The 24,518-nt window shown below is 70.8% G+C and carries 18 protein-coding genes and 1 pseudogene; 17 read left to right on the forward strand and 2 right to left on the reverse strand.

Going from position 1 to position 24,518, the window contains the following annotated elements; translation table 11 throughout:
* Positions 1-186 precede the first annotated feature (186 nt).
* The 4 genes and pseudogenes from Q4V64_RS38880 (at position 187) to Q4V64_RS38895 (ending at position 3,351) form a co-directional block, all read left to right on the forward strand.
* Positions 187-660 carry a hypothetical protein gene (locus Q4V64_RS38880; protein WP_124438735.1) on the forward strand — a complete coding sequence of 158 codons (474 nt, stop codon included), beginning with the start codon at positions 187-189 and terminating at the stop codon, positions 658-660.
* Positions 661-1,517: 857 nt separating this feature from the next.
* Positions 1,518-1,857: pseudogene (locus Q4V64_RS55505) on the forward strand (hypothetical protein); the annotation flags it as partial.
* Between the two features lie 82 nt (positions 1,858-1,939).
* Positions 1,940-2,641, forward strand: coding sequence for a ribonuclease HII (locus Q4V64_RS38890; protein ID WP_124438734.1), 702 nt, complete (start codon positions 1,940-1,942; stop codon positions 2,639-2,641).
* 68 nt (positions 2,642-2,709) lie between these two features.
* Positions 2,710-3,351, forward strand: coding sequence for a hypothetical protein (locus Q4V64_RS38895; RefSeq protein ID WP_124438733.1), 642 nt, complete (start codon positions 2,710-2,712; stop codon positions 3,349-3,351).
* A 276-nt stretch (positions 3,352-3,627) separates the two neighbouring features.
* Here Q4V64_RS38895 and Q4V64_RS38900 read toward each other — a convergent pair whose 3' ends face one another.
* On the reverse strand, positions 3,628-4,263 hold the full coding sequence (locus tag Q4V64_RS38900) for a hypothetical protein (protein WP_124438732.1): 636 nt from the start codon (positions 4,261-4,263) through the stop codon (positions 3,628-3,630).
* Positions 4,264-4,633: 370 nt separating this feature from the next.
* Here Q4V64_RS38900 and Q4V64_RS38905 point away from each other — a divergent pair, with 370 nt between their 5' ends.
* From Q4V64_RS38905 to Q4V64_RS38945, 9 genes are all read left to right on the forward strand, one after another.
* On the forward strand, positions 4,634-6,793 hold the full coding sequence (locus Q4V64_RS38905; RefSeq protein WP_124438731.1) for a RecQ family ATP-dependent DNA helicase: 2,160 nt from the start codon (positions 4,634-4,636) through the stop codon (positions 6,791-6,793).
* 157 nt (positions 6,794-6,950) lie between these two features.
* The gene (locus Q4V64_RS38910) at positions 6,951-7,442 is read left to right on the forward strand and encodes an SDR family oxidoreductase (protein WP_253266842.1); all 492 of its coding nucleotides are present in this window, start codon (positions 6,951-6,953) and stop codon (positions 7,440-7,442) included.
* 102 nt (positions 7,443-7,544) lie between these two features.
* On the forward strand, positions 7,545-9,257 hold the full coding sequence (locus tag Q4V64_RS38915; RefSeq protein ID WP_124438729.1) for a DUF4192 domain-containing protein: 1,713 nt from the start codon (positions 7,545-7,547) through the stop codon (positions 9,255-9,257).
* 591 nt (positions 9,258-9,848) lie between these two features.
* Positions 9,849-12,026 (forward strand): glycogen debranching N-terminal domain-containing protein, encoded by a 2,178-nt coding sequence (locus tag Q4V64_RS38920; protein ID WP_253266843.1) that lies wholly within the window; start codon positions 9,849-9,851, stop codon positions 12,024-12,026.
* 130 nt (positions 12,027-12,156) lie between these two features.
* A complete protein-coding gene (locus Q4V64_RS38925; RefSeq protein ID WP_124438728.1) occupies positions 12,157-12,915 on the forward strand; it encodes an NUDIX hydrolase in 759 nt (252 codons plus the stop codon).
* A gap of 159 nt (positions 12,916-13,074) precedes the next feature.
* Positions 13,075-14,988 (forward strand): ABC transporter ATP-binding protein, encoded by a 1,914-nt coding sequence (locus tag Q4V64_RS38930; protein ID WP_124438727.1) that lies wholly within the window; start codon positions 13,075-13,077, stop codon positions 14,986-14,988.
* Positions 14,989-15,150: 162 nt separating this feature from the next.
* Positions 15,151-16,038: an FCD domain-containing protein gene (locus Q4V64_RS38935; protein WP_124438726.1), complete on the forward strand. Its 888-nt coding sequence runs from the start codon at positions 15,151-15,153 to the stop codon at positions 16,036-16,038.
* 428 nt (positions 16,039-16,466) lie between these two features.
* A complete protein-coding gene (locus tag Q4V64_RS38940) occupies positions 16,467-18,005 on the forward strand; it encodes an RNA polymerase sigma factor (RefSeq protein ID WP_124438725.1) in 1,539 nt (512 codons plus the stop codon).
* 122 nt (positions 18,006-18,127) lie between these two features.
* On the forward strand, positions 18,128-18,964 hold the full coding sequence (locus tag Q4V64_RS38945) for a serine protease (protein ID WP_124438724.1): 837 nt from the start codon (positions 18,128-18,130) through the stop codon (positions 18,962-18,964).
* Between the two features lie 129 nt (positions 18,965-19,093).
* Here Q4V64_RS38945 and Q4V64_RS38950 read toward each other — a convergent pair whose 3' ends face one another.
* Positions 19,094-19,324 (reverse strand): hypothetical protein, encoded by a 231-nt coding sequence (locus Q4V64_RS38950; protein ID WP_031103326.1) that lies wholly within the window; start codon positions 19,322-19,324, stop codon positions 19,094-19,096.
* A gap of 443 nt (positions 19,325-19,767) precedes the next feature.
* Between Q4V64_RS38950 and Q4V64_RS38955 the strand changes: the two genes are divergently transcribed.
* The 4 genes from Q4V64_RS38955 to Q4V64_RS38970 all read left to right on the forward strand — a co-directional run bounded on the left by Q4V64_RS38955 (position 19,768) and on the right by Q4V64_RS38970 (position 24,484).
* Positions 19,768-21,891 (forward strand): DNA topoisomerase IV subunit B, encoded by a 2,124-nt coding sequence (locus Q4V64_RS38955; protein ID WP_124438723.1) that lies wholly within the window; start codon positions 19,768-19,770, stop codon positions 21,889-21,891.
* A 240-nt stretch (positions 21,892-22,131) separates the two neighbouring features.
* Complete coding sequence (locus tag Q4V64_RS38960; protein WP_124438722.1) at positions 22,132-22,656, forward strand: DUF1453 family protein; 525 nt, start codon at positions 22,132-22,134, stop codon at positions 22,654-22,656.
* Positions 22,653-23,804 carry a histidine kinase gene (locus tag Q4V64_RS38965; RefSeq protein WP_124438721.1) on the forward strand — a complete coding sequence of 384 codons (1,152 nt, stop codon included), beginning with the start codon at positions 22,653-22,655 and terminating at the stop codon, positions 23,802-23,804. The genes Q4V64_RS38960 and Q4V64_RS38965 overlap by 4 nt, the downstream gene beginning before the upstream one ends.
* On the forward strand, positions 23,801-24,484 hold the full coding sequence (locus Q4V64_RS38970; protein WP_124438720.1) for a response regulator transcription factor: 684 nt from the start codon (positions 23,801-23,803) through the stop codon (positions 24,482-24,484). Before Q4V64_RS38965 ends, Q4V64_RS38970 begins: the two co-directional genes overlap by 4 nt.
* Positions 24,485-24,518: the final 34 nt, after the last annotated feature.

Consider the following 24,518-nt stretch of genomic DNA (forward strand, 5'->3'; position numbering starts at 1 on the left):
CGCAAACCGAGAGTCGACGTGACAGGGAGGGGAGTGCCGGGAAGCCGGGCGCGGCAGTCGTCGTTCGCGTCTGACCTGCACGGGGCTGATCGGGCTCAGGGCGCGCAGGAACCGCGGGATGACGGACGTGCCGCCGAGCGGACCCGGACCCGGACACGGCTCGCTCGCGCCACGATTGTGATGGGGATGGGCGCGATCGCATGGTTGGTACTCGCCGCCGTATTCGGCGTCAACTGGATCGCAGCCGGCCCTGAACCTTCGCCCTACGCGGTGTCCTTCTCGGACTCCGAAAGCTGCAGCGACCCGCCGGACCTCATCCTCGACACCGAAACAGGAGAGCCGCTGGTCTGCCGTCCCGCAGGCGCAGTCGTGCCGTATCCGAGTGATCCCGACTTCGGCGTGTTCACCGAGGACGACGTCGACAAAGTCACCACCATGTCGGAGTCACTCGCGTCCGCCGGCGGATTGAGCGCCGCCGACAAGCGCGCGATCGAGAAAGCGGTCCATGACATCGGCGTGCGCAACGGATACGAGGCCCCGAGGCACCCCCATCCCGAGGACGGGCCGCGCGCCGTGGGGTGTCTGGCCGCGGCAGCGGTCATGGGTCTTCTGTACGTGCTGGGGCAGGCGTGGACCACCGCGCGCGGGGACGGACAGTAACCGCTCGCGCGGCTCATCGGTCGCAAGCGACGCCCGAAGGCGCCTCTGGAAGCCCGCACTGGTGGCTGCTGGTCGGCGGTAGCGCCGGCACGGAGTCGATGGGGTGCCGACCGGGCTCCGGCCGACACCAGTGCACTCGTCCTCCTGGCTGACCTGGTCACGGAGTGCCGGCGGTGCTGGGCGCGGCCGCGGCATCCAGCTGAACGTGGTCAAGACCGTGGCGTGGGCCTACGTCGACGTCGGGCTCGGCGGCAAGAGAAGCGACGATTTGATCGACAGCAGGGCAGGTGTTGGCCGCTGTTGAACTCCACCACCTGATTGGCCTTTCGAATGGGTGAGGCCGGACCTCTGCTCCCCGGCCGACAGAGGTCCGGCCGCCCACGCGGCCGTCGGTCCAGGGGCGACACCGCAGCCCCTCGGCTAACACACGGCTCGCCCACTGCAGCCGGGCAGAGTCGCGCTTGCGACCGCCACGGGCTTCTCCTCCCAGCGACCGGAGCGCTGCCACGACCGGGCCGCCGTCTGAAGATATCGGCTGATCATCTGGTTACCCCCCGTAGGGGAGTCTTACCGGCGGTACTCACCCGGGAGTTTCACTGGGCCTTCACCCCGGCGCCTCGGCCCATGGCGCCGCCCATGCAGCGCCGGCAGTATCCAGTGGCGCTCACTGGTCATGAATCGCACGGTGGCATTCCGACCCTGTCCGGCAGCCGACCGGCCGAGGTCTTAGAGCACGACAGATCGCTGTATCGCACGGGACGGCCACCCCGCTCCGACCTCTCTCCGGCTACGTGGCGCCGCGAGTACGTCGAGGCGGGCGCGCGGACGGGCAGGGCCGCGTCGTTCTGCCGTGCCTTGGGTTCGCGCTCCGCGCGGTGATTCACGAATGCGACCCCGCTCAGGCGGAACGCTTCCAGGGTGTGATCTTCGGAGGAGCCGTGGAGTCGACCGGCAAGCTGCTCCGTGCGGGCGTCACTCGCCGAAGCGTCAGGGAAGCGTCAGGGAGGTTACATGGAATCGGCAGGAAATTCTCAGGGAGAGGTGCGACCCGATGCCGCGAACGGCTACGTCCTGGATGCCATTTCGGCGATGATGACGTACCGCTCCAAGCTGTGCGCGAGCGAATGGGGCGACCGGCATCTCGAAGAGATGACCGACCAGTTGATGCTTCCCCGGCGGCGGCCGACCGATGGCTGACCGAAGTCGGCGGCGCCCGTGAAGCCGTTCGGGGAAACCGGGGTGTCGGAGGGTGATCCGGTCGGCGTACGCTAAGGGCGCCATGCCGTACGAACCGCCTACTCACACCGTCGAGCGCTCCCTCCGCGCCACGACCGGAGCGAAGATCATTGCCGGTGTCGACGAGGTGGGGCGCGGCGCGTGGGCCGGCCCCGTCACCGTCTGCGCGGCGATCACCGGACTGCGTCGGCCCCCTGAAGGCCTCACCGACTCCAAGCTGCTCACAGTCAAGCGCCGTACCGAACTCGCCGAAACGCTGCGGACGTGGGTGACGTCCTACGCCTTGGGGCACGCCTCTCCGGAGGAGATCGACGAGATGGGGATGACTGCAGCCCTGCGGATCGCGGCGGTGCGTGCCCTGGAGGCCCTGCCCGTCCGTCCCGACGCGGTGATCCTCGACGGGAAGCACAACTATCTCGGTACCCCCTGGAAGGTTCGCACGGTGATCAAGGGCGACCAGTCGTGCGTCGCCGTCGCGGCCGCCTCCGTGATTGCCAAGGTTCAGCGCGACAAAATGATGGCCGAACTGGGTATCGACCATGCAGACTTCGATTTTGCGGCCAACGCCGGGTATCCGTCGCCCGTGCACAAGGCCGCACTGGAGGAGCGGGGACCCACCCCGTACCACCGGTTGTCGTGGGCGTATCTTGATGCGCTGCCCCAGTGGCGACACCTCAAGAAGGCCCGCAGCTGGGCGGACGGAAGCGTTCCGGAGATCGAGGGCCAGCTCGGCTTCGATTTCTGACGATTCCGCTCGCACTCATGTGCCACCCGCCGACGCGAGCCGTACCAACGTTTGATAAACATCAGCTCATGCCTCTCATTCCCGAGGAGCCTCAGATTCACGAGAGTGCCCAGGGTCCCCGCGCCACTCCGGCCAGCGGCCGTACCGCGCCGACCCCCCGTCCCGTACCCGGCCCCCGCCCCGCGGCTCACCCGCGCCCTGGTCGCCCCGGCCCTCAGCGGCCCGCGCCGCCGGTGCAACGTGCGCCGCGTGACGGGGCCGTGGCCACGCCCGGCCCGTCGGGCCCGGCCGCCCCTGTCGCCACCGCTCCGGCCGCGGCGACCCCGCAGATCCAGCTCATCCCGGCCTCCGCCGAGGGTGCGCTCGATGCTGCCGAAGAAGCCGTCGACCTGCTGTTGGACTCGGGTCGAGCCCCCGGTGACGTGCTGGTGATCACCACCGGCGAACAGCACCCGTGGGCCGCCCACGAACTGTCCTTCGGCGAAGCCTCCTACTGGGCGCAGCACGACGCGGGCGACGACGTCTTCTACGCGGACGCCGCCGTGGCGTCCCGCGCGGCGTCCCGTCCCGTGGTCGTGGTCGCCGTCAACGGCGGTCCGGACGCGGCTGCCGCCGACGCCCTGCCGTTGGCCCATGCCCGGGCCGGTGCCCTGTTGATCGTCTGCGGCGACCCGCAGCAGATCAACTCGGTGCTCGGCGCCGGCGTCTGAGCCGCGTCCGGCACGTCCTGAGGGACGCCGGGGGGTGACGAGAGGTGCCGCCGCGGCGGCACCTGCACGGCGGACGTTCCGGCGTGCGCGCGCACAACCGGCGGCGGTTCGGCCGTGGACCCGGGGCGGCAGTGTGTGCGCACGCCCTGACAGTGCCAGGCATGCGCTCGGGGCGTCGTGCGTTCCGTCATGGAGACTCAGCAGGTGTACCGCACGCCGTACGACGTCGTCGGGCATACGGCACGGCGCACGGCCTGCGCTCGAACACGGTCGGCGTCAGCGAGCCGCCGCGCGGCGCAGGACCTCCGAGGCGGCTCCGCCCGTACGCGGAGGCGGGGCCGGAGCCTCGGACAGGGCGAAGGGCTCCGGCGCGGAGTCAGCGTTCGGACGGCGTCCGCCGCGGCCCTCGCCCAGGACCTGCCAGCCGTCCCGGGTCAGTGTGATGTACGCCCCGCAGCGCAGCCCGTGCAGAGTGCAGGCATCACGCAGTCCCCACATCCATGCGCCGTCCTCCTGTGTCCAACGCGCGTCGCCCTCCCGGCAGTAGAGCAGTACGGCGGTGCGCACCGGTGTGCGGCGTCGCAGGTCGTGCGGGATCACTCGGCGCAGCTGGGCGAGCAGCACGTTGCGGAACATCCAGCCGTCCGCCGGTGCCGGGCGGCGCGTGAACGAGGCGCTCGCCCGCAGCCGCTCGTCGGGGTCGAGCACCGCCACGATCGCGGTCGCCGGCTTGGGGCGGTGCCGTGAGTGCAGTCCGCTGACGACCTCGCGGGGATTGCGCAGCAGAGGGATTCCGGCGGCAGCCCACTCCGCGGGTTCGAGCATGCGGGTCAGAGGATTGGCGGATGCGGCGGACAGATCGGCAGGCGACGACGTCGACGCCGCGGAGGACGGAGCGAATCCGAAGGTCACGGTCCTCCCTTCGGCTACGCGCCCACACTGCGGGCGGGGTCGGATTCGTGGGAGCCCACACCGCAGCAGAGCCCTACCGGACCACGGAGGAGTCGTGCGGGGAGCGGACTTCAATTCTTCCTGTCGAACTTGGTTGCGGCAACGAGCAATTGGGCCTACCGACCCTTATCGGGCGGTTGGCGTCTTATATCCCTACCCGCTGCTGCCGAGGCGACGCATGGGACGTTCGAGCACGGTACGTGCGTACCCCGTCGCAGGGCTGTCCGGTGCTTGGCGCCTGGTCGGGGCCACAGTAGTGGGAGCGTTTGTGAGCGGTCCGTCACGTCGGGTGAAGTGGCCGATTGTCAGTGCCGTCGGGTTGCATGGGGGCATGGACGATTTGGAGCTCCGCGCTGAAGCCGATGCCATCCTCGCTGAGCTTGTCGGTGATCCGGGGGGTTCCGCGCGGTTGCGGGAAGACCAGTGGCAGGCGGTGGCGGCTCTGGTGGAGGAGCGTCGGCGTGCTCTGGTGGTGCAGCGCACTGGTTGGGGCAAGTCGGCGGTGTACTTCGTCGCCACCGCCCTGCTACGGCGGCGCGGCTCCGGGCCGACCGTGATCGTCTCGCCGTTGCTGGCGCTGATGCGTAACCAGGTCGAGGCGGCGGAGCGGGCCGGTATCCGGGCTCGCACCATCAACTCGGCCAACCCGGAGGAGTGGGACGCCATCCACGAGGAGGTCGAGCGTGGCGAGACCGACGTTCTCCTCGTAAGTCCGGAACGCCTTAATTCCGTGGATTTCCGCGAGCAGCTGCTGCCCAAGCTTGCGGCCACGACCGGTCTGCTGGTGGTCGACGAGGCCCACTGCATCTCCGACTGGGGACACGACTTCCGCCCCGACTACCGGCGACTGCGGGCGATGCTCGCCGAGCTTGCCCCCGGGGTGCCGGTGCTGGCCACGACGGCGACGGCCAATGCGCGGGTGACAGCGGATGTGGCCGAGCAGTTGGGTACCGGTGTCGGCGAGGCGTTGGTGCTGCGGGGCCCGCTGGAGCGGGAGAGCCTGCGGCTGGGTGTGGTCCAGCTGCCGGACGCCGCGCACCGTCTGGCCTGGCTCGCCGAGCATTTGGACGAGCTGCCGGGCTCCGGGATCATCTACACGCTGACGGTGGCCGCGGCCGAGGAGGCGACGGCCTTTCTGCGGCAGCGCGGCTTCCAGGTGGCTTCCTACTCGGGACGCACGGAGAACGCCGACCGGCTGCAGGCCGAGATCGACCTGCGGGAGAACCGGGTCAAGGCGCTGGTCGCGACGTCGGCACTGGGCATGGGCTTCGACAAGCCGGACCTGGGCTTCGTCGTCCATCTCGGCTCGCCGTCCTCACCGATCGCCTACTACCAGCAGGTGGGCCGCGCGGGCCGCGGGGTGGAGCACGCCGACGTGCTGCTGCTGCCTGGCAAGGAGGACGAGGCCATCTGGCGCTACTTCTCCGATACCGCCTTCCCGCCCGAGGCGCAGGTTCGACAGACCCTCTCGGCCCTTGCCGGTGCGGGACGGCCGCTGTCGGTGCCGGCCCTGGAGACGGCGGTGGAGCTTCGGCGCACCCGTCTGGAGACCATGCTCAAGGTGCTCGACGTGGACGGCGCGGTGAAGCGGGTGAAGGGCGGCTGGACGGCCACGGGAGCGGAGTGGGTGTACGACGCTGAGCGGTACGCGTGGGTGGCCCGGCAGCGGGCGGCCGAGCAGCAGGCCATGCGCGATTACGTGAGCACGTCCCAGTGCCGGATGGAGTTCCTGCGTCGGCAGCTGGACGACGAGGGGGCGATGCCGTGCGGCCGTTGCGACAACTGCGCGGGAACCTGGGCGGACCCCTCCGTCTCGGCGGAGACGTTGACGGGGGCGGCGAAGGAACTGGATCGCCCGGGAGTGGAGGTTGAGCCGCGCCGAATGTGGCCGACGGGGATGCCCGCACTGGGCATCGACCTCAAAGGGCGTATCCCGGCCAAGGAGCAGTGCTCCACCGGGCGTGCCCTGGGTCGGCTCTCGGACATCGGATGGGGCAACCGGCTGCGCCCGCTGCTGGCGGAGAACGCGCCCGACAGTCCGGTCCCCGACGACGTCCTGCAGGCCGCGGTGGTGGTCCTCGCCGACTGGGCGCGCTCCCCGGGCGGCTGGGCGCCGAACGTCCCGGATGCCTCTGCCCGACCTGTGGGGGTCGTTGCCGTGCCGTCACTGGCCCGCCCACAGTTGGTCGGTTCCCTCGCCCAGGGAATTGCGAGCGTCGGCCGCCTCCCGTTTCTGGGCACCCTGACGTACACCGGGCCGAGCGGCGCGCACGCGGCGCGCCGCAGCAACTCCGCCCAGCGTCTGAGGGCGCTGTCCGGCGCCTTCACGGTCTCTGAGGAGCTGGCTGGTGCCCTGGCCGGCTCTCCCGGCCCTGTTCTGCTCGTGGACGACTACACCGACTCCGGCTGGACCCTCGCGGTCGCTGCCCGCCTGATCCGCCAGGCAGGCGGCGAACAGGTCCTTCCGCTGGTCCTGGCCGCGGCCGGCTGAGCGCGCCGTGGAGCCGGCACCGGTGTGTTCGAGGTCGGGTCCTCCACGGCCACGTTCTGCTTCCGCTGTTTGAGGAACTTTCCGCTGGGGCCGAGCGGGAAGCCGTCGACGAACTCCACCACCGCGGATAGACGAACTCCACCACCTGCGGATACTTGTGCGCGGCCAGTTTCCGCCTGCTCCAGGCCACGATCTCCTCGGCCGGCTCCGGGCCGGGTCGGGTCCGGGCCGGGGCGGGGCGGGCCGGGGCGGGTCGGGCACCGAGGAGATCCGCCCGCCGGCCGCCCGCCGCCGCACCGTCCCCGCGCACTATGTGTCCGCCCTTGGCGTGTACGTGGGGTGGGACACCGGCGGCGCGGGCATCAAAGTCAGCGACCTGAGCGGCCCCGGCGAGCCCGCGCCGACCGGCTACACCCAGAGCAAGTGGGCGGCGGAGCAGATCATCGAGCTGGCCAGGGAACGGGTTTGCCGGTCTCCGTCTACCGGGCTCGACGCCGGTCCGGGCGTGGATGTCGGCGCGGGCGGCCGCCTCGACCTGGTCGGTATGAGCGCGGGCAGCGGGGAGACGAGCACGGTCCGCGTCGGCCGCCGTGCGCGATTTCGCCTTGCTGCGGTGCGTCATGCATCCCATGCAACAGGACACCACTGACAGTCGGCGCCCAGCGCGGCGCCGATTCCCTGCTGACGTGTCCCTGATCGGACTTATCCACAGGCCCAAGCGGAACGTCGCGATCCGCGAGATCGTCGGCGCATGACGAATCACAGCGAAACGACTGGATCCTCCGAGAACGGCGACATCGGCGGACGAGACGGATACGAGACGCACGACGGCCCTGGCTCCGGCTCTGCCAGCGGGCGTCCCGGTGTCGCCGACGAGCACGTCGAGTGCGTGACATACGACGCCGAAGGAGGCGATCACCAGGTCACCCTGCGCACGCCGGCCGAACTGGCCGACGCCCTGCCGTACCTGCTCGGGTACCGCCCCGAGGACAGCATCGTCCTGGTCGCCCTCCACGACCGGGGCGGGCGTGGCCGGTTCGGTGGCCGGGCCCGGCTCGGCATTCCGACCAGCGAGGACGACTGGGCCTCCGCGGCCCGGCAGTTGGCCCACGGCTTGGTCACGGGCAGCGAGCGGAGAGGCGCCAAGCCCGAGCAGATCGTCGCCTACGTCTGCCAGGAACCGGCCAAGGGCGAGACGGGGCAGCAGGTCATGCGACGGCTGGCCCAGCTTGCCGGGCTGCTGCGCACGGAGTGCGGTCGGCTCGACGTGCCCGTGATCGAGGCGCTCTGCATCTCAGAAGGCCGCTTTTGGTCGTACTGCTGCCCGAGCGAGGGCTGCTGTCCCCCTGACGGCCTGCCCATGGGACTGCCCGGTACGTCCGTGCTGGCCGCCGCCGCGACCTACGCCGGGCTCCAGGTGCGCGGCACACTGCGCGAGTTGCGGGCCAGGCTGCTGCCCTGGGAGACCGCCGCCGCGCTGGAGCAGGAGCTCGTCCTGGACACCACCAGCATGACGCAGGTCCCCAAGATGCTCGACGCGGCGGGTCGGGCGGACGTGGCCGAGGAGGCCCTGCAGCTTGCCGAGCGGGTCATGACGCGGCTCGCCGAAGCAGCGCCCGTCTCCGGCGCCCTCGAGGCGGACCTGCGCGACGACGAACTGCTCGGACACGAGGAAGCGGCCATGCTGATCCTCGCCCTGCAGGACCGCTCGACCCGTGACCGCGCGGCCGAGTGGATGGAGGCCGACGAGGCCGGCCCGGCTCTGCGTCTCTGGCGCGCCTTGGCCCGCCGTTGCGTCGGTCCGTACGGCGAACACGCGGCAGCGCCGCTCACCCTCGTCGGCTGGGTCGCCTGGTCGTCCGGTGACGACATCGAGGCCCGGGAGGCCCTCGCCATGGCGTTGGGCGCGGATCCTGACTATCTCTTCGCCCGCCTCCTGCACCAGGCCTGCAACGAGGGCCTGGACCCGGAGTCGATCCGCCGCTGCCTGCGCACGGAACGCGAGCAGCGGGCCGCGCGTTCGGGGCCGGAGGGCGCGGAACGGGAGGTCGCCGAGTCGGAAACCGTTGCCTCGGGGCAGGCGGCAGCGGTGGTGTCGACGCGGCAGGAAGCCGGAGCGCCGACCCAGCAGGACGAGGGAGGTGTCGGTGTGGGTGGAGAACAGCCGGTATCCGCACCCGGAACATCCCGGCGCCGCCGACGGACACGTTCCAGCGGCGGCCCGGACGGCCGCCCTCGCTCCGGGGAACCGGGAGGACGGCCCTCGGGAACTGACGAATCCCACGCACGCACCCGTCCGGCGGCCGGGATGCGCCCTGGAGTTACGAGGGCCTGCCGCACGCGTCCTCGACCCTCCGGGGCGGAAGGCGGGCGCCCACGTCCTTCGAGTAACGCCGGCGTACCTCGGCGCGGGTCCGGCCCTGGTGCCGCGCGGCCGGGAGGTGACGCCACCGGAGAGAAATGAGGGCGGGGAGTGGTCGAGTGCCGTTGGGCGACGCGCAGGCGGATAGAGGAGGTTCTTTGACGGTGTCCGGGATTGTCGAGCGAGGTCGGGCGGTCCGTCTGCGGGTGCGGGTGCGGGTGCGGGTGCTGTGCCGTCCGCTCCGCCGCCCTTCGGTCGGCTTGCGCGGCCGTGGGCGTGACCCCGAAGAGGTCCACCCCGTTCACCTGAGTGGCGGAACGTCTGGACGGGCCGTGCCGCTGTACCGCCCTTGTCCCTCAGGAGCCCCGCACCCGGCGCCGACCACGCCCGAGGCGCACAGAGCGCAGAGGAAGCCGCCCCTTGCACCAGCCGACTCCGCCCTCCGCCGCCGACGACGACAGCCCTGGGCTCGGCGGACCCGCGCTGTCTTGGAGGAGAGGCACCAGCCCGCCGACACAGGTATCGAGCACGAAGCCGACACAGATGCCGAGCACGAAATCGTTCGAGCCCAGGCTCACGAGCGACGCCGACCGCACCGCGCGGACGATGGAGTACGACCCACGCCGGGCTCCGGGCCGCAATCCGGACCGGCCCACTCCCTCGGCACCGGGGCAGGAGCAGTTCTCCACGAGGATGGGCAGGCCATCGTCCCCAGATGCGGGGCCGGGCCAGGGGCTGTCTCCATCCATGGGGCAGGAACAGAGGAAGCCCTCGAGAGGGCCGGACACGGACCAGCGATCCAGCACCGCACCGCCGACGGCCCCGGGCCGCCCCCCGGCCTCGGTCACCGGACGCTCCCCTCGGCCGCCATCCGCCTCGCGGGGCCACCTGCCGTCGCCCTCGCCCCCGGCGCCCCGCGGCTCGGCCGGCCTGCCGCCGGCCCACACCGCCCTCATCTGTGTCGCGCTGCCGGGCCTCGCCATCTCCTCGGATCAGGGGCAGCTGACAGGTCACGGCTTGGAGGGGTTCTACCGCGCGGGTCGACGTGTGCTCTCCCGCTGCCAGGTCCGCGTCGCCGGACGCGAACCGGTCGCCGTGCAGGCTCGGACGACCGCGGCGGATCGCGCCCGCTTCGTGGGAACGCTGCGTGCGTCCCCCGGCGCGGGCCCGGACCCGGATGTGGTGGTCGAACGCACGCGTCACGCGGACGGCACGGAACGCATCACGCTGCACAGCGCAGCCCCCCGTCCGCTGCGCCTGCCGGTGGAGGTGGCCCTCGGCACGGACCTGGCCGACCTGGGCGCGATCGCGTCGGGCCGGGCGGGACCCGAACTGCCCGCCAGCGTCCACGACTCCGGCCTGCGCTGGGCCGGTGCCGGAGGAAGCGCGTCGGTCACGGCCGATCCGCCGCCCGCCGACGCACTGGCCTCCGCAGGACTGCTGCGCTGGGAGTTCGAACTGCTTCCGGGCGGCACGGCGAGCGTGGAACTGCGGGTACGACCGGACGGCGCGGGACCCCTGCGGGCCGTGGGGCGTGCGGCGACGAGCCCCCTCGCGCCGGCACGGGCGACGGGCGACCATTCCGGAGTCCGGGCGCTGTTGCACACCAGCATCGAGGACCTTCAGGCCCTTTTGCTGCGTGACCCGGTGCACCCCACCGACACCCACCTGGCGGCAGGAGCGCCCTGGCGCTGCGGCATGGCACCGGCCGAGGCGCTCGTCGCGGCCCGGATGACGCTGGCTCTCGGTACCAGGCTCGCGGTGGGCACACTGCGCACCCTCGCCCGCACCCAAGTCGCGGGACCGGGACCACGGTCCGGCATGATCCCCGGACCCCTCCGGGACGCGGGGCCGCATCTGCCACCGGGTTGTACCGGCACGGAGGCCACCCTGCTCTTCCCCGTACTGCTCGCGGAGGCCCGCCGATGGGGCCTGCCGGAGCGCGAGACGGAAGAGTTGCTGCCCGCGGCCGAGCGGTGTCTGACCTGGTTGCGGACGACTGTGGGCGAGGGGCCGTACCTGTGCGACCCGCAGCCGGGCGGACCCGCTCGCTGCGAGACCCAGGCGTATGCCCACCGGGCCGCGCTGGTCGGCGCCGACCTGCTCGACGCGTTCGGGAGGCCGGGCGGCACCGCGCTGCGGCAGTGGGCCCGGGAGCTCCGGACGGCGTTCCGCGAGGACTTCTGGGTCGAGGACCGCGGCGGAGGCCGGCCGGCGGCCGCCCGGGCCCCGGACGGGCGTCTTGTGCCGCAGCTCACTGCCGCAGCCGTCCATCTCCTCGACACCGGGCTCCTGAGCGCGGGTGAACAGGCACCCGGGCTGCTCGACCGGGTGCAGACGGAACAACTCGCCCGGTTGCTCGGGAGCCCGACCATGGACTCCGGGTGGGGTCTGCGCGGGCTGAGCGCCAAGGAAGCGGGATACAACCCGTTCGGTCACCGGGCCGGTGCCGTGCGGGTCCAGGAGACGGCGGTCGCCGTCGCGGGCCTGTCGGCCGCCGACTATGAGAAGGAGGCCGGCTCGCTGCTGCGGGGCGTACTGGCGGCGGCCGAGGCCTTCGGTCACCGGCTCCCCGAGATGTACGCGGGGGAGCAGCGCACCGATGGAAGTGCCCCGCTGGCCCATCCGGCGGCCTGTCGGCCCTCGGCCACCGCGGCGGCCGCCGGAGTCCTGCTGCTGACCACCCTGGCCGGAATCCGCCCCGACGCTCCGGCCGGGACGGTCACGCTGCGCCCGGTGCGCAGCGCGCCTCTGGGGGAGATCGGCCTGACCGGGCTACGGGTCGCGGGCGCCCCGTTCTCCGTGCGGGTCAGCCGACTCGGCCTTGCCATGGTCGAGGAGGCGGCCGATGGTCTCCAACTGGGGGTGTGACCTCGTATGACACGGCACAGAATGGCGACCGGAGCCAGCTGTGAACCCCGGACCGGACCGAAGTGGATCAGCGGCCGACGCAGTCGACGAAGGGAGTGTTTATCGTCAAGCAGACGACTATGATCGCCGCATGCCCTACGACCCGTCAGCCTTTCCGCCTTTCGCCGTCACCGTGGACCTGGTCGTGCTGACCGTGCGCCGTCATGCCTTGTGCGCGCTGGCGGTGCGCAGGGGCGAGCCGCCGTTCCAGGGGCGCTGGGCGCTGCCCGGCGGCTTCGTACGGGCCGACGAGGATCTGGCGCAGGCCGCGGCGCGCGAACTGGCCGAGGAGACCGGGCTGCGCGCCCACGACCCGTCCGTCCCCGCTCAGGACAACGGTGCCCACCTGGAACAGCTCGCCACGTATGGCGACCCCAAGCGCGACCCCCGGATGCGGGTGGTCAGCGTCGCCCACCTCGCTCTCGCACCCGACCTGCCCGCTCCCCGGGCGGGCGGCGACGCCAGCAACGCGCGCTGGGCGCCCGTGGAGGAGCTGTTGCAGCAGGGCGGTTACGGCCGCGACGGCGAACCAGTCGCCCCGCTCGCCTTCGATCACGCTCAGATCCTGGCGGACGGCGTGGAGCGCGCCCGATCCAAGATCGAGTACTCGTCGCTGGCCACGGCGTTCTGCCCGCCCGAGTTCACCGTCGGCGAGCTGCGCCGTGTCTACGAGGCGGTATGGGGCGTGGCGCTCGACCCGCGCAACTTCCACCGGAAGGTGACGGGCACCCCGGGCTTCCTGGTGCCGACCGGCGGTACGACCACCCGCCAGGGCGGCCGCCCGGCCCAGCTCTTCCGCGCCGGCGGAGCCACCCTGCTCAACCCGCCGATGCTGCGCCCCGAGGTGTGACACGGGAGAACGCGCGAGGTTCCCGAACGACTCGCGACCGAACCGCGCACCGCCCCGTGGTCCGAACGAAGAACAGGAGTCCGACCGCACCGCCGGATTGCTGCGATGCGAGCCTTGTGATACCGGAAAAATAGGACATAGCACGCTATCTTGCTGTGGGTGATCCAGGCCTTCGGACTGACCAGCAACTCCCGCAAGGATCTTCCGCCCGCCGTCGACGACGTGTCCTTCGAGGCACACGCGGGCCGTGTCACCGTGCTCCTCGGAGCGCAGGGCGCGGGAAAGACGACGGCACTGAGGCTGATGCTCGAACTCCAACAGGGCCGTGGCATCACGTACTTCAGAGGCCGCCCCCTGCACCGCATCGCGTACCCCTCGCGAGAGGTCGGCGTGCTCCTGGGTGACGTGCCGGGACATCCCGACCGCACCGTCCGCGGCCATCTGCGCATGCTGTGCGCCGCGGCAGGTGTCCCGGTCCGGCGTGCCGACGAGATCCTGGAGGTGGTCGGCCTCGTCAGCCTGCGCGACGAACGCCTCGCCACTTTGTCGCGCGGCATGGATCGCCGTCTCGGTCTGGGCTGCGCCCTGCTGCCGGATCCGCACACGCTGGTGCTCGACGATCCCGCCGACGGGCTGTCCGCACGCGAAAGCCAGTGGCTGTACGGCATGCTGCGGGCGCACTCGGACCAGGGCGGCACGGTCCTGTTCACCACAACCGACGCCAAGGAGGCCGCACGAGCCGCCGACCGGGTGGTCACGCTGGACAAGGGCAGACTCGTCGCCGACCAGGAAGTCGGGGAGTTCGCCCGCACCCGGCTGCGCCCCCGCGTCGCCGTCCGCAGCCCGCACGCGGCCCGCCTCGCGGCCCTGCTCGCCAAGGAGGCTCGCACCACCAGGCGCTCCGTCGAAGTCGTACGGGAGGGCGGCAACCGCCTGTCCGTGTACGGCAGTACATGTGCCGCTGTCGGCGAGACGGCCTTCCGGCACGGCATCCTCGTCCACCAACTCGCCGACGAGATCGGAGACATGGGGCCGGTTGCGGAGCCCCTCTCTCCGGACGCGGCAGACATGGCAGACATGGCAGACATGGCGGACACGGCAGACACGGCAGGCGCACGCCAAGGGGCGCAGTCCGGCGACACGGAGCGGGAAGCCGCCCCGTCGCAGGCGGCCGGTGAAGCGGGCACGCCCACGGGTACGAGCGAGGGGGACGCTCATGCCCAGCGGCGCGCCCGCTCCTCCGAAAACCTCGAGACCGCCGATCCCCTCTCCCCCCTCCCGCCGCCGATTTCCGTCCGCTCCGCGCCCAGCCCCCTGCGTCCGCTGCGCTACGAACTGCGTCGCGCCGCCGGAATCGGCACCGGTTTCCTCACCGGCGCGGCCGTCCTCGTCACCTCCGCCCTCACCGCCGTACTACTGGCCGCTTTCGGACACACCTCGCAGCCGCGTCTGCTGGCCGCGTGGCCGCGTGAGCTTCCGCTGCCGCCCGCGGCGCTCGGCGCGGGACTGCTCGGGGCGCTGGCCTTCGGAGACGAGTTCCGCCACCCCGCCCTGGCGGCGGACCGCGGCACGGTGCCCCGTCGGCTGGGGCTGCTTGCCGCGAAACTCGTCGTCGCCGCGGCCACCGCGCTGTTGCTGGCCGTCCTCACGGTGGGCTGCGACGCCGAAGTGCTCTATCTCGTCTACGGACGGGAGCTCACGGAGGTTCCCGCCGACTGGTTGTCGCTGAGTGCCAGTTGGACCGGGCTCGTGGTCGGGTGCGCCTGGGCGGGTGTGCTGGCCGCGGGCGTCTTCCGGTCCACCACGGCCGGGCTGGCGGCGGTGGTCGCCGTACCGATCCTCGTCGTCCCCCTCGTACAAAAGGTCTTGGAGGGTCCGTCCGTGCGGACGGCGGCCGGATTTCCCGCGCGGCTGCGCGAGGTGTTCCTGCTGCAGTGGCCCTTCGGCGGAGAGCGTTATCTGTCCGCCGTGGCACGTGTGATCGCCCAACCTGTGGGCAGCGCGCTGGCGTTGTCGCTCACCGCCCTGCTCAGCGCATACCTGCTCACGACCCTGCGCAGCAGGGTCCGATGACGACCGCCCGCACCCTTCCGTTCCTGCCCTGCGCACAACTTCCCGAGGAGAGCCCATTTCTTTCCGATAAGGCGTCAATTGCTACGGGGTGAGCGATCACCCTTTCGTGTGCTTTTCACCAAAGACCTCAAGGGAGTTGGAGACCGCGCCGACAAAGGATCCGTGACTACCCTTGCGCACACCATGATGACCGCCGCCCGTTCCGCAGACTCCGGCCTCGCCGGCCCGGGCGAACTCGACCGCTACCCCTACGCCGAGGCGCCGGCCGCCGACCGCGTCGGAGCCCCTGCCTGGGAGGGCGCGGACCCGGAGCTGGGCCGCGTGGGCCGACGCGCCGCCGGAAGTCGCGGACGCGGGCTGCACGGCCAACTCGTCCAGCAGCTGGGCCAGATGATCGTCTCCGGTGACCTGGGCGCCGACCGGCCGCTGGTGCCCGAGGAGATCGGCCAGCGTTTCGAGGTCTCCCGCACCGTCGTCCGTGAATCGCTCCGCGTCCTGGAGGCCAAGGGCCTGGTCAGCGCCCGCCCGAACGTTGGAACGCGCGTGCGCCCCGTCAGCGACTGGAACCTCCTCGACCCGGACATCATCGAGTGGCGGGCCTTCGGGCCGCAGCGCGACGACCAGCGCCGGGAACTTAGCGAGCTGCGCTGGACGATCGAGCCACTCGCGGCCCGCCTCGCCGCCGGGCACGGGCGCGGGGACGTCCAGCAGCGGCTCGCCGACATGGTCGGGATCATGGGCCACGCCATGGGGCAGGGCGACGCGCTCACTTTCTCCCGCGCCGACGCCGAGTTCCACTCCCTGCTCATCCAGGTCGCGGGCAACCGCATGCTGGAGCACCTCTCCGGGATCGTCTCGGCCGCGCTCCACGTCTCCGGCGGCCCGGTCACCGGCTGTGACCGGCCGAACGAGACGTCGCTGGCCCACCACGGGCGGATCGTCGACGCCCTCGCCGCCGGCGACGGCGCGGCGGCCGAGGCGGCCATGCGCCAGCTGCTCACGGTCCATCCCGAGGTGGAGCGCGGGGTGCCCGCGCCGCGCGAGCACTGACCGCGTTCCGCGGGCGGCGCGGCCGAGGATGCTTTCCCCCTCCTGAGGCATCGCTCGGCCGGCGAACCGCCTCCCGTCGGACCCCGCAGGATCCTCGGAGATCCTGCGGGGTCCGACGGCACAATGAGGCGGTGACCCCACAGGAGTGCCCAGGATGGGACGACAGCTGACCCCTTGTGTCCACCTCTGGTCGCTTTTGATCTCATACGGGGTGTGACTCGGGCCACGCAGATTGGGCGTAACGCTCGCGGGAGCAGCGCGATGACCTAAGAGGTGACAGCCGCGGAGGGAATACGGACGCCATGAAAGGCGCTGTGCATCTTCCCGGCCCCCGCCCGCGCCGTCGGCCCATCCCCAGGCCGGTGGTCGGCTCCTGTCCGCCGTGGACGGGGCCGGAAGCCGTTTTCCAACGTTCCGAGAGGTTGTTCGTGTCGGCCAGCACATCCCGTACGCTCCCGCCGGAGATCGCCGAGTCCGTCTCTGTCATGGCGCTCATTGAGCGGGGAAAGGCTGAGGGGCAGATCGCCGGCGATGACGTGCGTCGGGCCTTCGAAGCTGACCAGATTCCGGCCACTCAGTGGAAGAACGTACTGCGCAGCCTCAACCAGATCCTCGAGGAAGAGGGTGTGACGCTGATGGTCAGTGCCGCGGAGCCCAAGCGCACCCGAAAGAGCGTCGCAGCGAAGAGTCCGGCCAAGCGCACCGCCACCAAGACGGTCGCGGCGAAGACGGTGACCACCAAGAACGCCACCGCCACCGCCGCTCCGGCGGCGCCCGCCGCCGAGCCCGCCGTCGAGGACGAGGCGCCCGCCAAGAAGGCCGCCGCCAAGAAGCCGACCGCCAAGAAGGCGGCCGCGAAGAAGACCGTCGCCGCCAAGAAGACGGCGGCAGCGGCCAAGAAGACGACCGGCAAGAAGGACGACGCCGAGCTGGTCGAGGAAGAGGTCATCGAGGAGGCCAAGCCCGGCGAGGAGCCCGAGGGCACCGAGAGCGCCGGTTTCGTGCTCTCCGACGACGACGAGGACGACGCGCCCGCCCAGCAGGTCGCCGCCGCCGGTGCCACCGCCGACCCGGTCAAGGACTACCTCAAGCAGATCGGCAAGGTCCCCCTGCTCAACGCCGAGCAGGAGGTCGAGCTCGCCAAGCGCATCGAGGCAGGTCTGTTCGCCGAGGACAAGCTGGCCAACGCCGACAAGCTGGCGCCGAAGCTCAAGCGCGAGCTGGAGATCATCGCCGAGGACGGCCGCCGCGCCAAGAACCACCTCCTGGAGGCCAACCTCCGCCTGGTGGTCTCCCTGGCCAAGCGCTACACCGGCCGCGGCATGCTGTTCCTGGACCTCATCCAGGAGGGCAACCTCGGTCTGATCCGCGCGGTCGAGAAGTTCGACTACACCAAGGGCTACAAGTTCTCCACGTACGCGACCTGGTGGATCCGTCAGGCGATCACCCGCGCGATGGCCGACCAGGCCCGCACCATCCGTATCCCGGTGCACATGGTCGAGGTCATCAACAAGCTCGCGCGCGTGCAGCGCCAGATGCTCCAGGACCTGGGCCGCGAGCCCACCCCGGAGGAGCTGGCCAAGGAACTCGACATGACCCCGGAGAAGGTCATCGAGGTCCAGAAGTACGGCCGTGAGCCGATCTCGCTGCACACCCCGCTCGGCGAGGACGGCGACAGCGAGTTCGGTGACCTCATCGAGGACTCCGAGGCCGTGGTCCCGGCCGACGCCGTCAGCTTCACGCTCCTCCAGGAGCAGCTGCACTCCGTCCTCGACACCCTGTCCGAGCGCGAGGCGGGCGTCGTCTCCATGCGCTTCGGTCTCACCGACGGTCAGCCGAAGACCCTCGACGAGATCGGCAAGGTGTACGGCGTCACGCGTGAGCGCATCCGCCAGATCGAGTCCAAGACCATGTCGAAGCTGCGCCACCCGTCGCGTTCGCAGGTGCTGCGCGACTACCTCGACTAGGTCGCAGTCGTACGACATCGAAGGCCCGGGTCCCCGAGAGGGGCCCGGGCCTTTGTGCTGCGGGCCACGGCGCTCTGCATGACTCTGGGTGTCCGATCATCACCCCGGAGTGAGGAGCACGCATGCGTTGTCGCATTGCCCGGGTGCTGGCCCGGCCGCTGGTCCTGGCGGCCGCGGCGGCCGCAATACCCTTGGTGCCCGTTGCCCCCGCGTCCGCCGACAGCATCGTCGTGGGGGGCTTTCCCGTCGACGTGTCCGACAGTCCGTGGACGGTCGCGTTGTCCAGCCGTGACCGGTTCGGAGGTACGCGCGCGGGGCAGTTCTGCGGCGGTGTCGCGGTCGGCCGGACCACCGTGCTCACCGCGGCGCACTGCCTGGACGAGGAGGTCCTGGGAGCGCCGCCGGACACAGTCCGCGACTTCAAGGTCATCGCGGGACGCACGGACCTCCTGTCGGATCAGGGGCAGGAGATCCCCGTACGTGACATTTGGGTGAATCCGACCTATGACGGCGTGACCAACTCAGGGGATTTCGCCGTGCTCGGCCTCGCCGAACCCGTGCCGCGGGAGTCGGTCATCGCGATGGCCACGGTCGGTGATCCGGCCTACGCGCCGGGGACGGGGGCCGTGGTGTACGGCTGGGGTGACGTCACGGGAGCCGGTGACTATGCGCGCGGTCTGCGCGGGGCGCAGGTGCACGTCCTGTCCGATGCCCCCTGCGAGGAGGCGTATCCGGGCAGCAGCGACGGCACCTACCTCTCCGACACCATGCTGTGCGCCGGGGAGGAGCAAGGCGGCCGTGATTCCTGCCAGGGGGACAGCGGGGGGCCGCTGGTCGCTCGAGGGAAGCTGATCGGGCTTGTGTCCTGGGGGAGCGGCTGCGGTCGTGCGGGCAGCCCTGGGGTCTATACGCGCGTGTCCGACGTCCTGCGGAGGCTCGGTTGGGACAGCGCGGCCTGAGGGTCACATGAGGGCTCCTGGCGGAGGCTGAGGGATTTCGCAGTCACGAGCAAGGGCGGCTACCCCTGGGAACAGGGGTAGCCGCCCTTGGCCGGCCTGTGCCGGAGCCTGGCTCGTCGGACGCGAGTGTCAGCGCTCTTCTTCGGAGGCGTTCGCCGGAGCGGACGTCAGCCGCTCCGTCTCGTCCTGTATCTCAGCGGCGATCTTCTTGAGTTCCGGCTCGAACTTGCGGCCGTGGTGGGCGCAGAAGAGCAGTTCTCCGCCGCTCAGCAGGACGACGCGCAGGTATGCCTGGGCGCCGCAGCGGTCGCATCGATCAGCGGCCGTCAGCGGGCTCGCGGGGGTCAGAACAGTAGTCACGTCGCCTCTTCTCTAGCTCGACGAGCTGTCGTACCAGGGTCAACATCCAACCAGCCCGAAAACGTTCCCGCTCGTGGCTTTTCCTGGAAAAAATCTCTCCGAGGCGGCTGTCTGCTGCCGGTTGGCGGCGAATGTGCCGTATTGCGTGTCTGTGTGTCTTACGGGTTCGCTCTATCGGTCATTGTCATGTCCTCCCCGGCTGGCTTGCCGGTTGTTCATGAGGACGTGCCCGGAGCCTAAATGGTTCATGCCTGGAAGGGAACGTGATGTGTGCTTCACTCCATCGAGGGATCGAACACGTATGCGACCCTGGACTAGTCTGAGCGCAGACGGAGGGTGGCGTTACAACGGCTCTACCAGGCCTCGGTACCCTCTGAGCGGCAACCCAAGCCGCGCCCTTACCCATAAGGGCCCCACCTGAAATTCAGCGAGGAGCGAACCGCGTGACCGCCGAAACGTCCGTGCCGTCCACAGCGCTGCTGGCAGGAGCAGACCGGGACGGTTCCAATTACACCGCGCGGCACCTGCTCGTCCTCGAGGGGCTCGAGGCCGTACGCAAGCGCCCGGGTATGTATATCGGCTCGACCGACAGCCGAGGCCTGATGCACTGCCTGTGGGAGATCATCGACAACTCCGTCGATGAGGCCCTCGGCGGCTACTGCGACCACATCGAGGTGATCCTCCACGACGACGGCTCGGTGGAGGTCCGGGACAACGGCCGCGGCATCCCGGTCGACGTCGAGCCCAAGACCGGCCTGTCCGGCGTCGAGGTCGTCATGACCAAGCTGCACGCCGGCGGCAAGTTCGGCGGCGGTTCGTACGCGGCCTCCGGCGGCCTGCACGGCGTCGGCGCCTCGGTGGTGAACGCGCTGTCCGCCCGCCTCGACATCGAGGTGGACCGCAATGGGCACACTCACGCCATCAGCTTCCGGCGAGGCGTTCCCGGTGCCTTCGCCGCCGTGGGTCCGGACGCCAAGTTCGAGGCCAAGGGTGGCCTGCGCAAGGCCAAGAAGATCCCCAAGACCCGCACCGGCACGCGCGTGCGGTACTGGGCCGACCGGCAGATCTTCCTCAAGGACGCCAAGCTCTCCCTGGACGACCTGCACCAGCGCGCTCGGCAGACCGCGTTCCTGGTCCCGGGGCTGACCATCGTCGTCCGCGACGAGTACGGCCTCGGCGAGGGCGGCAGCAAGGGCGAGGAGTCCTTCCGCTTCGACGGCGGCATCAGCGAGTTCTGCGAGTACCTGGCGAGCGACAAGCCGGTCTGCGACGTCCTCCGCCTCTCCGGCCAGGGCACCTTCAAGGAGACCGTGCCGGTCCTGGACGACCACGGCCAGATGACGCCCACCGAGGTCACCCGTGAACTCGGCGTGGACGTCGCACTGCGCTGGGGCACCGGCTACGACACGACACTCAAGTCGTTCGTCAACATCATCGCCACGCCCAAGGGCGGCACCCACGTGGCCGGCTTCGAGCAGGCCGTCACCAGGACGATGAACGAATGTCTGCGCGCCAAGAAGCTGCTGCGCGTCGCCGAGGACGACATCGTCAAGGACGACGCCCTGGAGGGCCTCACCGCGGTCGTCACCGTCCGCCTCGCCGAGCCGCAGTTCGAGGGGCAGACCAAGGAGGTCCTCGGTACCTCGGCGGCCCGCCGCATCGTGAACACGGTGATCTCCAAGGAGCTCAAGGCGTTTCTGACCTCGACGAAGCGGGACGCCGCGGCCCAGGCCCGCGTCGTCATGGAGAAGGCCGTCGCGGCCGCCCGTACCCGAATCGCCGCCCGTCAGCACAAGGACGCCCAGCGCCGGAAGACGGCCCTGGAATCCTCGTCGCTGCCCGCCAAGCTCGCCGACTGCCGCAGCGACGACGTCGACCGCAGCGAGCTGTTCATCGTCGAGGGAGACTCCGCGCTCGGCACCGCCAAGCTCGCCCGGAACTCCGAGTTCCAGGCGCTGCTGCCGATCCGGGGCAAGATCCTCAACGTCCAGAAGTCCTCCGTGACGGACATGCTCAAGAACGCCGAGTGCGGCGCGATCATCCAGGTCATAGGAGCGGGCTCGGGCCGTACCTTCGACATCGACGCGGCCCGCTACGGCAAGATCATCATGATGACCGACGCCGACGTGGACGGCTCGCACATCCGCACCCTGCTCCTGACGCTGTTCCACCGGTACATGCGGCCCATGGTCGAGGCCGGCCGGGTGTTCGCGGCGGTGCCGCCGTTGCACCGCATCGAGATCGTCCAGCCGAAGAAGGGCCAGGACAAGTACGTCTACACGTACTCGGACCGCGAGCTGCGCGACAAGCTCCTGGAGTTCCAGAGCAAGGGGGTCCGGTACAAGGACTCCATCCAGCGGTACAAGGGTCTCGGTGAGATGGACGCCGACCAGCTGGCCGAGACCACCATGGATCCGCGCCACCGCACCCTGCGCCGGATCAACCTCTCCGACCTGGACGCCGCGGAGCAGGTCTTCGATCTGCTGATGGGCAACGACGTGGCGCCGCGCAAGGAGTTCATCTCCAGTTCGGCGGCGACGCTGGACCGGTCGCGCATCGACGCGTAGCTCTGCGCTGGGCTTGGGGGGACACGGGCCTTCGGCCGGGTTGTCCCCCACCGCCCGTGCGGGGTGGGCGCGGCCGGCCCGTGAGGTGGTGTCTCCACCCTTGGGTGGAGGTCTGGCCACCTCGGGGATCCACCCGTGATCCACCCCGGCTCCGATCTCCCGACCTGCGCATTTCCGTAGCGTCGAAGGCGTCGGCAGCACTCGCTGTCGGCCTCTCCTTCTTCGCACACGGAGGCTGTGATGTCCGGGCTCGTCGACGCGTTGGTGATCGTGGCCGTGATCGCCCTGGTGTTCGTCCGGCAGTTCCGCGCACGCCGGATCGACACCGAGAAGCGCTGGTGGGTCCTGCCCGCGGTCCTGGCCGTCGTGGCCTTGCGTGAGCCGGGCATGATCGACGCTCATCACCACATGACATCGATCGTCCTGCTCGGCGCCGAGCTGTTCACCGGCCTCGCCATCGGCGCCGGCTGGGCATGGACCACCCGAATATGGGTCGAGCCCGACGGCGCCGTGTGGAGCAAGAGCACCAAGGCGAGCGGGGCCGTCTGGATCCTCGGCATCGCCCTGCGTGCCGGTCTCTTCGGGCTGGGCGCGGTGCTGGGGGTCCACCAGGACTCCGCCGCCCTGCTGCTCGCCCTGGCGGCCACGCTGCTCATCCGCTCCGCGATCCTCGCCCGGCGGGCCCATTCCCCGCACCCGGCTGCCCAGCCCCGTGCGGCGTACGGTGACCCAATGTCCCGGCCCGCGTGGAAGGAACATCTGTGACGGAGAACGCCTGGACACGCTGGCCTGCGCGGGAAGCGCTCGGGCGTGCGGAGAGTTCGGGCCCCAGGCGCCTGCTCGGATGGGTCGTGCGGGCGCTGGTGCTCGGCATGCTGCTCTGGGGCGTCTTCACCAGCAGTCAGGCACACGGCTGGGGAGCCCTCGGGGCCGCGGCGGGCGTGCTCCTGGCCGCGTTCGTCGCCTGGGCCCTCTACCGAACCACCCTCACGCACCGGCTCTGGCCGTCCCTGGCGCTCGTCACCGTGCTCCTGGGCATCGCCGTCGGCGCCCAGGCGGCCGGCTTCAGGGGCGCCGCCCTCGTCATCTGGTGCGGATGCGCCGTCACCGCCTTGGAGCGGCTGCCCATCGCGGCCGCGCTGCCGGTGACCTCGGTCGCCCTCGCGTCGTACGCCGCGGTCAACAACGACGTATGGCTGACCACCGCCGCCACTACGGCCGGGCTCGCCCTCGCCGGATACGTGCTGCGGCTGGACGCCGAGGCCCGGGGCAGCGCCCAGCGGCTGCTCGCCCAGGAGCGGGCCGCGGGGGTGGCCGAGGCGGAGTCGGCGGCGCTCGCGGAGCGGGCCCGCATCGCACGAGAGATCCACGACGTACTGGCCCACAGCCTCTCGGCACAACTCGTGCATCTGGAGGCGGCCCGGTTGCTGATCGAGAAGGGAGCCGACCAGGAACAGATCCTCGAACGGGTGGTGGCGGCACGGGGAATGGCCCGCGACGGCCTCGCCGAGACCCGGCAGGCGCTGTCGGCACTGCGCGGCGAACTGACCCCGCTGGAGGACTTCCTGACCCAGCTCGTCGCTGCGGCTGACGGTGCCGAGGCCACCGTTTCGGGTGAGCGCAGGCCGCTGCCGGCCGAGGCGTCACAGGCCGTGCGAAGAGTCGCTCAAGAGGCCCTGACCAACGTCCGCAAGCACGCTCCGGAGGCGAAGGTGCAGGTGCGGCTGGAGTACGGCGAGCACCAAGTGACGCTGGTCGTGCGGGACACGGGCGGTTCGTCGGGAGAACTCGGCGTGACCGGCGCCGGGTACGGTCTTCTGGGCATGCGGGAGCGTGCCGAGCTGCTGGGCGGTTCGTTGGACGCCGGGCCGGTCGAGGAGGGGTTCATGGTGACGTTGAAGGTGCCCGTATGACGGAGGAGGCAGAGCGGAGACCCGCGCGTGTGGTGGTCGCGGACGACCAGACCGTGGTCCGCGAGGGCATCGTGATGCTGCTGGGGCTGCTGCCCGGGATCGAGGTCGTCGGAGCCGCGGGGGACGGGCACGAGGCGCTGAAGCTCGTCGCCGAACTTGCCCCGGACGTGGTGCTGATGGACCTGCGCATGCCCCGCTGCGACGGGGTCGAGGCGACCCGTCGTATCAGGGCGGAGCACCCCGGGACGCAGGTCGTGGTGCTCACGACCTACGTGGACGACGAGTCGCTGTTCCCGGCGCTCAGAGCCGGGGCGCGTGGCTACCTCACCAAGGACGCGGGGGGTGAGGAGATCGTGAGGGCCGTGCGGAGCGTGCTGACCGGGGATGCGGGGCTGTCGCCGAGCATTCAACGGCGGCTGCTGGAGCGGCTGTCGGGGCCCGAGCCACAGCAGAGTGCTCCCGCCGAGGCTCCGGACGGGCTCACCGCACGCGAGACCGAAGTGCTGGTGCTGATCGCCGACGGCCTGAGCAATCAGGAGATCGCCCGCAAGCTGCACGTCTCCACGGCGACGGTGAAGACCCACATCAACAATCTCTTCGCCAAGACGGGGCTCAAGGACCGTGCGCAGGCGGTGCGTTATGCCTACGCGAAGGGGCTCGTGCGGCCGCCGAGGGGATGAGTCACCTGATGGGGTGAAGAGCGCGGGGAAGAGG

This window comes from Streptomyces sp. NL15-2K (assembly GCF_030551255.1).
Classification (GTDB): Bacteria; Actinomycetota; Actinomycetes; order Streptomycetales; family Streptomycetaceae; genus Streptomyces.

Excerpts from the sequence above, each read along its gene's own strand:
- Q4V64_RS38880 (WP_124438735.1), top strand. The coding sequence starts at position 187 with ATGGGCGCGATCGCATGGTTGGTACTCGCCGCCGTATTCGGCGTCAAC.
- Q4V64_RS38890 (WP_124438734.1), top strand. The coding sequence starts at position 1,940 with ATGCCGTACGAACCGCCTACTCACACCGTCGAGCGCTCCCTCCGCGCC.
- Q4V64_RS38895 (WP_124438733.1), top strand. The coding sequence starts at position 2,710 with ATGCCTCTCATTCCCGAGGAGCCTCAGATTCACGAGAGTGCCCAGGGT.
- Q4V64_RS38905 (WP_124438731.1), top strand. The coding sequence starts at position 4,634 with ATGGACGATTTGGAGCTCCGCGCTGAAGCCGATGCCATCCTCGCTGAG.
- Q4V64_RS38915 (WP_124438729.1), top strand. The coding sequence starts at position 7,545 with ATGACGAATCACAGCGAAACGACTGGATCCTCCGAGAACGGCGACATC.
- Q4V64_RS38920 (WP_253266843.1), top strand. The coding sequence starts at position 9,849 with ATGGGCAGGCCATCGTCCCCAGATGCGGGGCCGGGCCAGGGGCTGTCT.
- Q4V64_RS38925 (WP_124438728.1), top strand. The coding sequence starts at position 12,157 with ATGCCCTACGACCCGTCAGCCTTTCCGCCTTTCGCCGTCACCGTGGAC.
- Q4V64_RS38945 (WP_124438724.1), top strand. The coding sequence starts at position 18,128 with ATGCGTTGTCGCATTGCCCGGGTGCTGGCCCGGCCGCTGGTCCTGGCG.
- Q4V64_RS38960 (WP_124438722.1), top strand. The coding sequence starts at position 22,132 with ATGTCCGGGCTCGTCGACGCGTTGGTGATCGTGGCCGTGATCGCCCTG.
- Q4V64_RS38970 (WP_124438720.1), top strand. The coding sequence starts at position 23,801 with ATGACGGAGGAGGCAGAGCGGAGACCCGCGCGTGTGGTGGTCGCGGAC.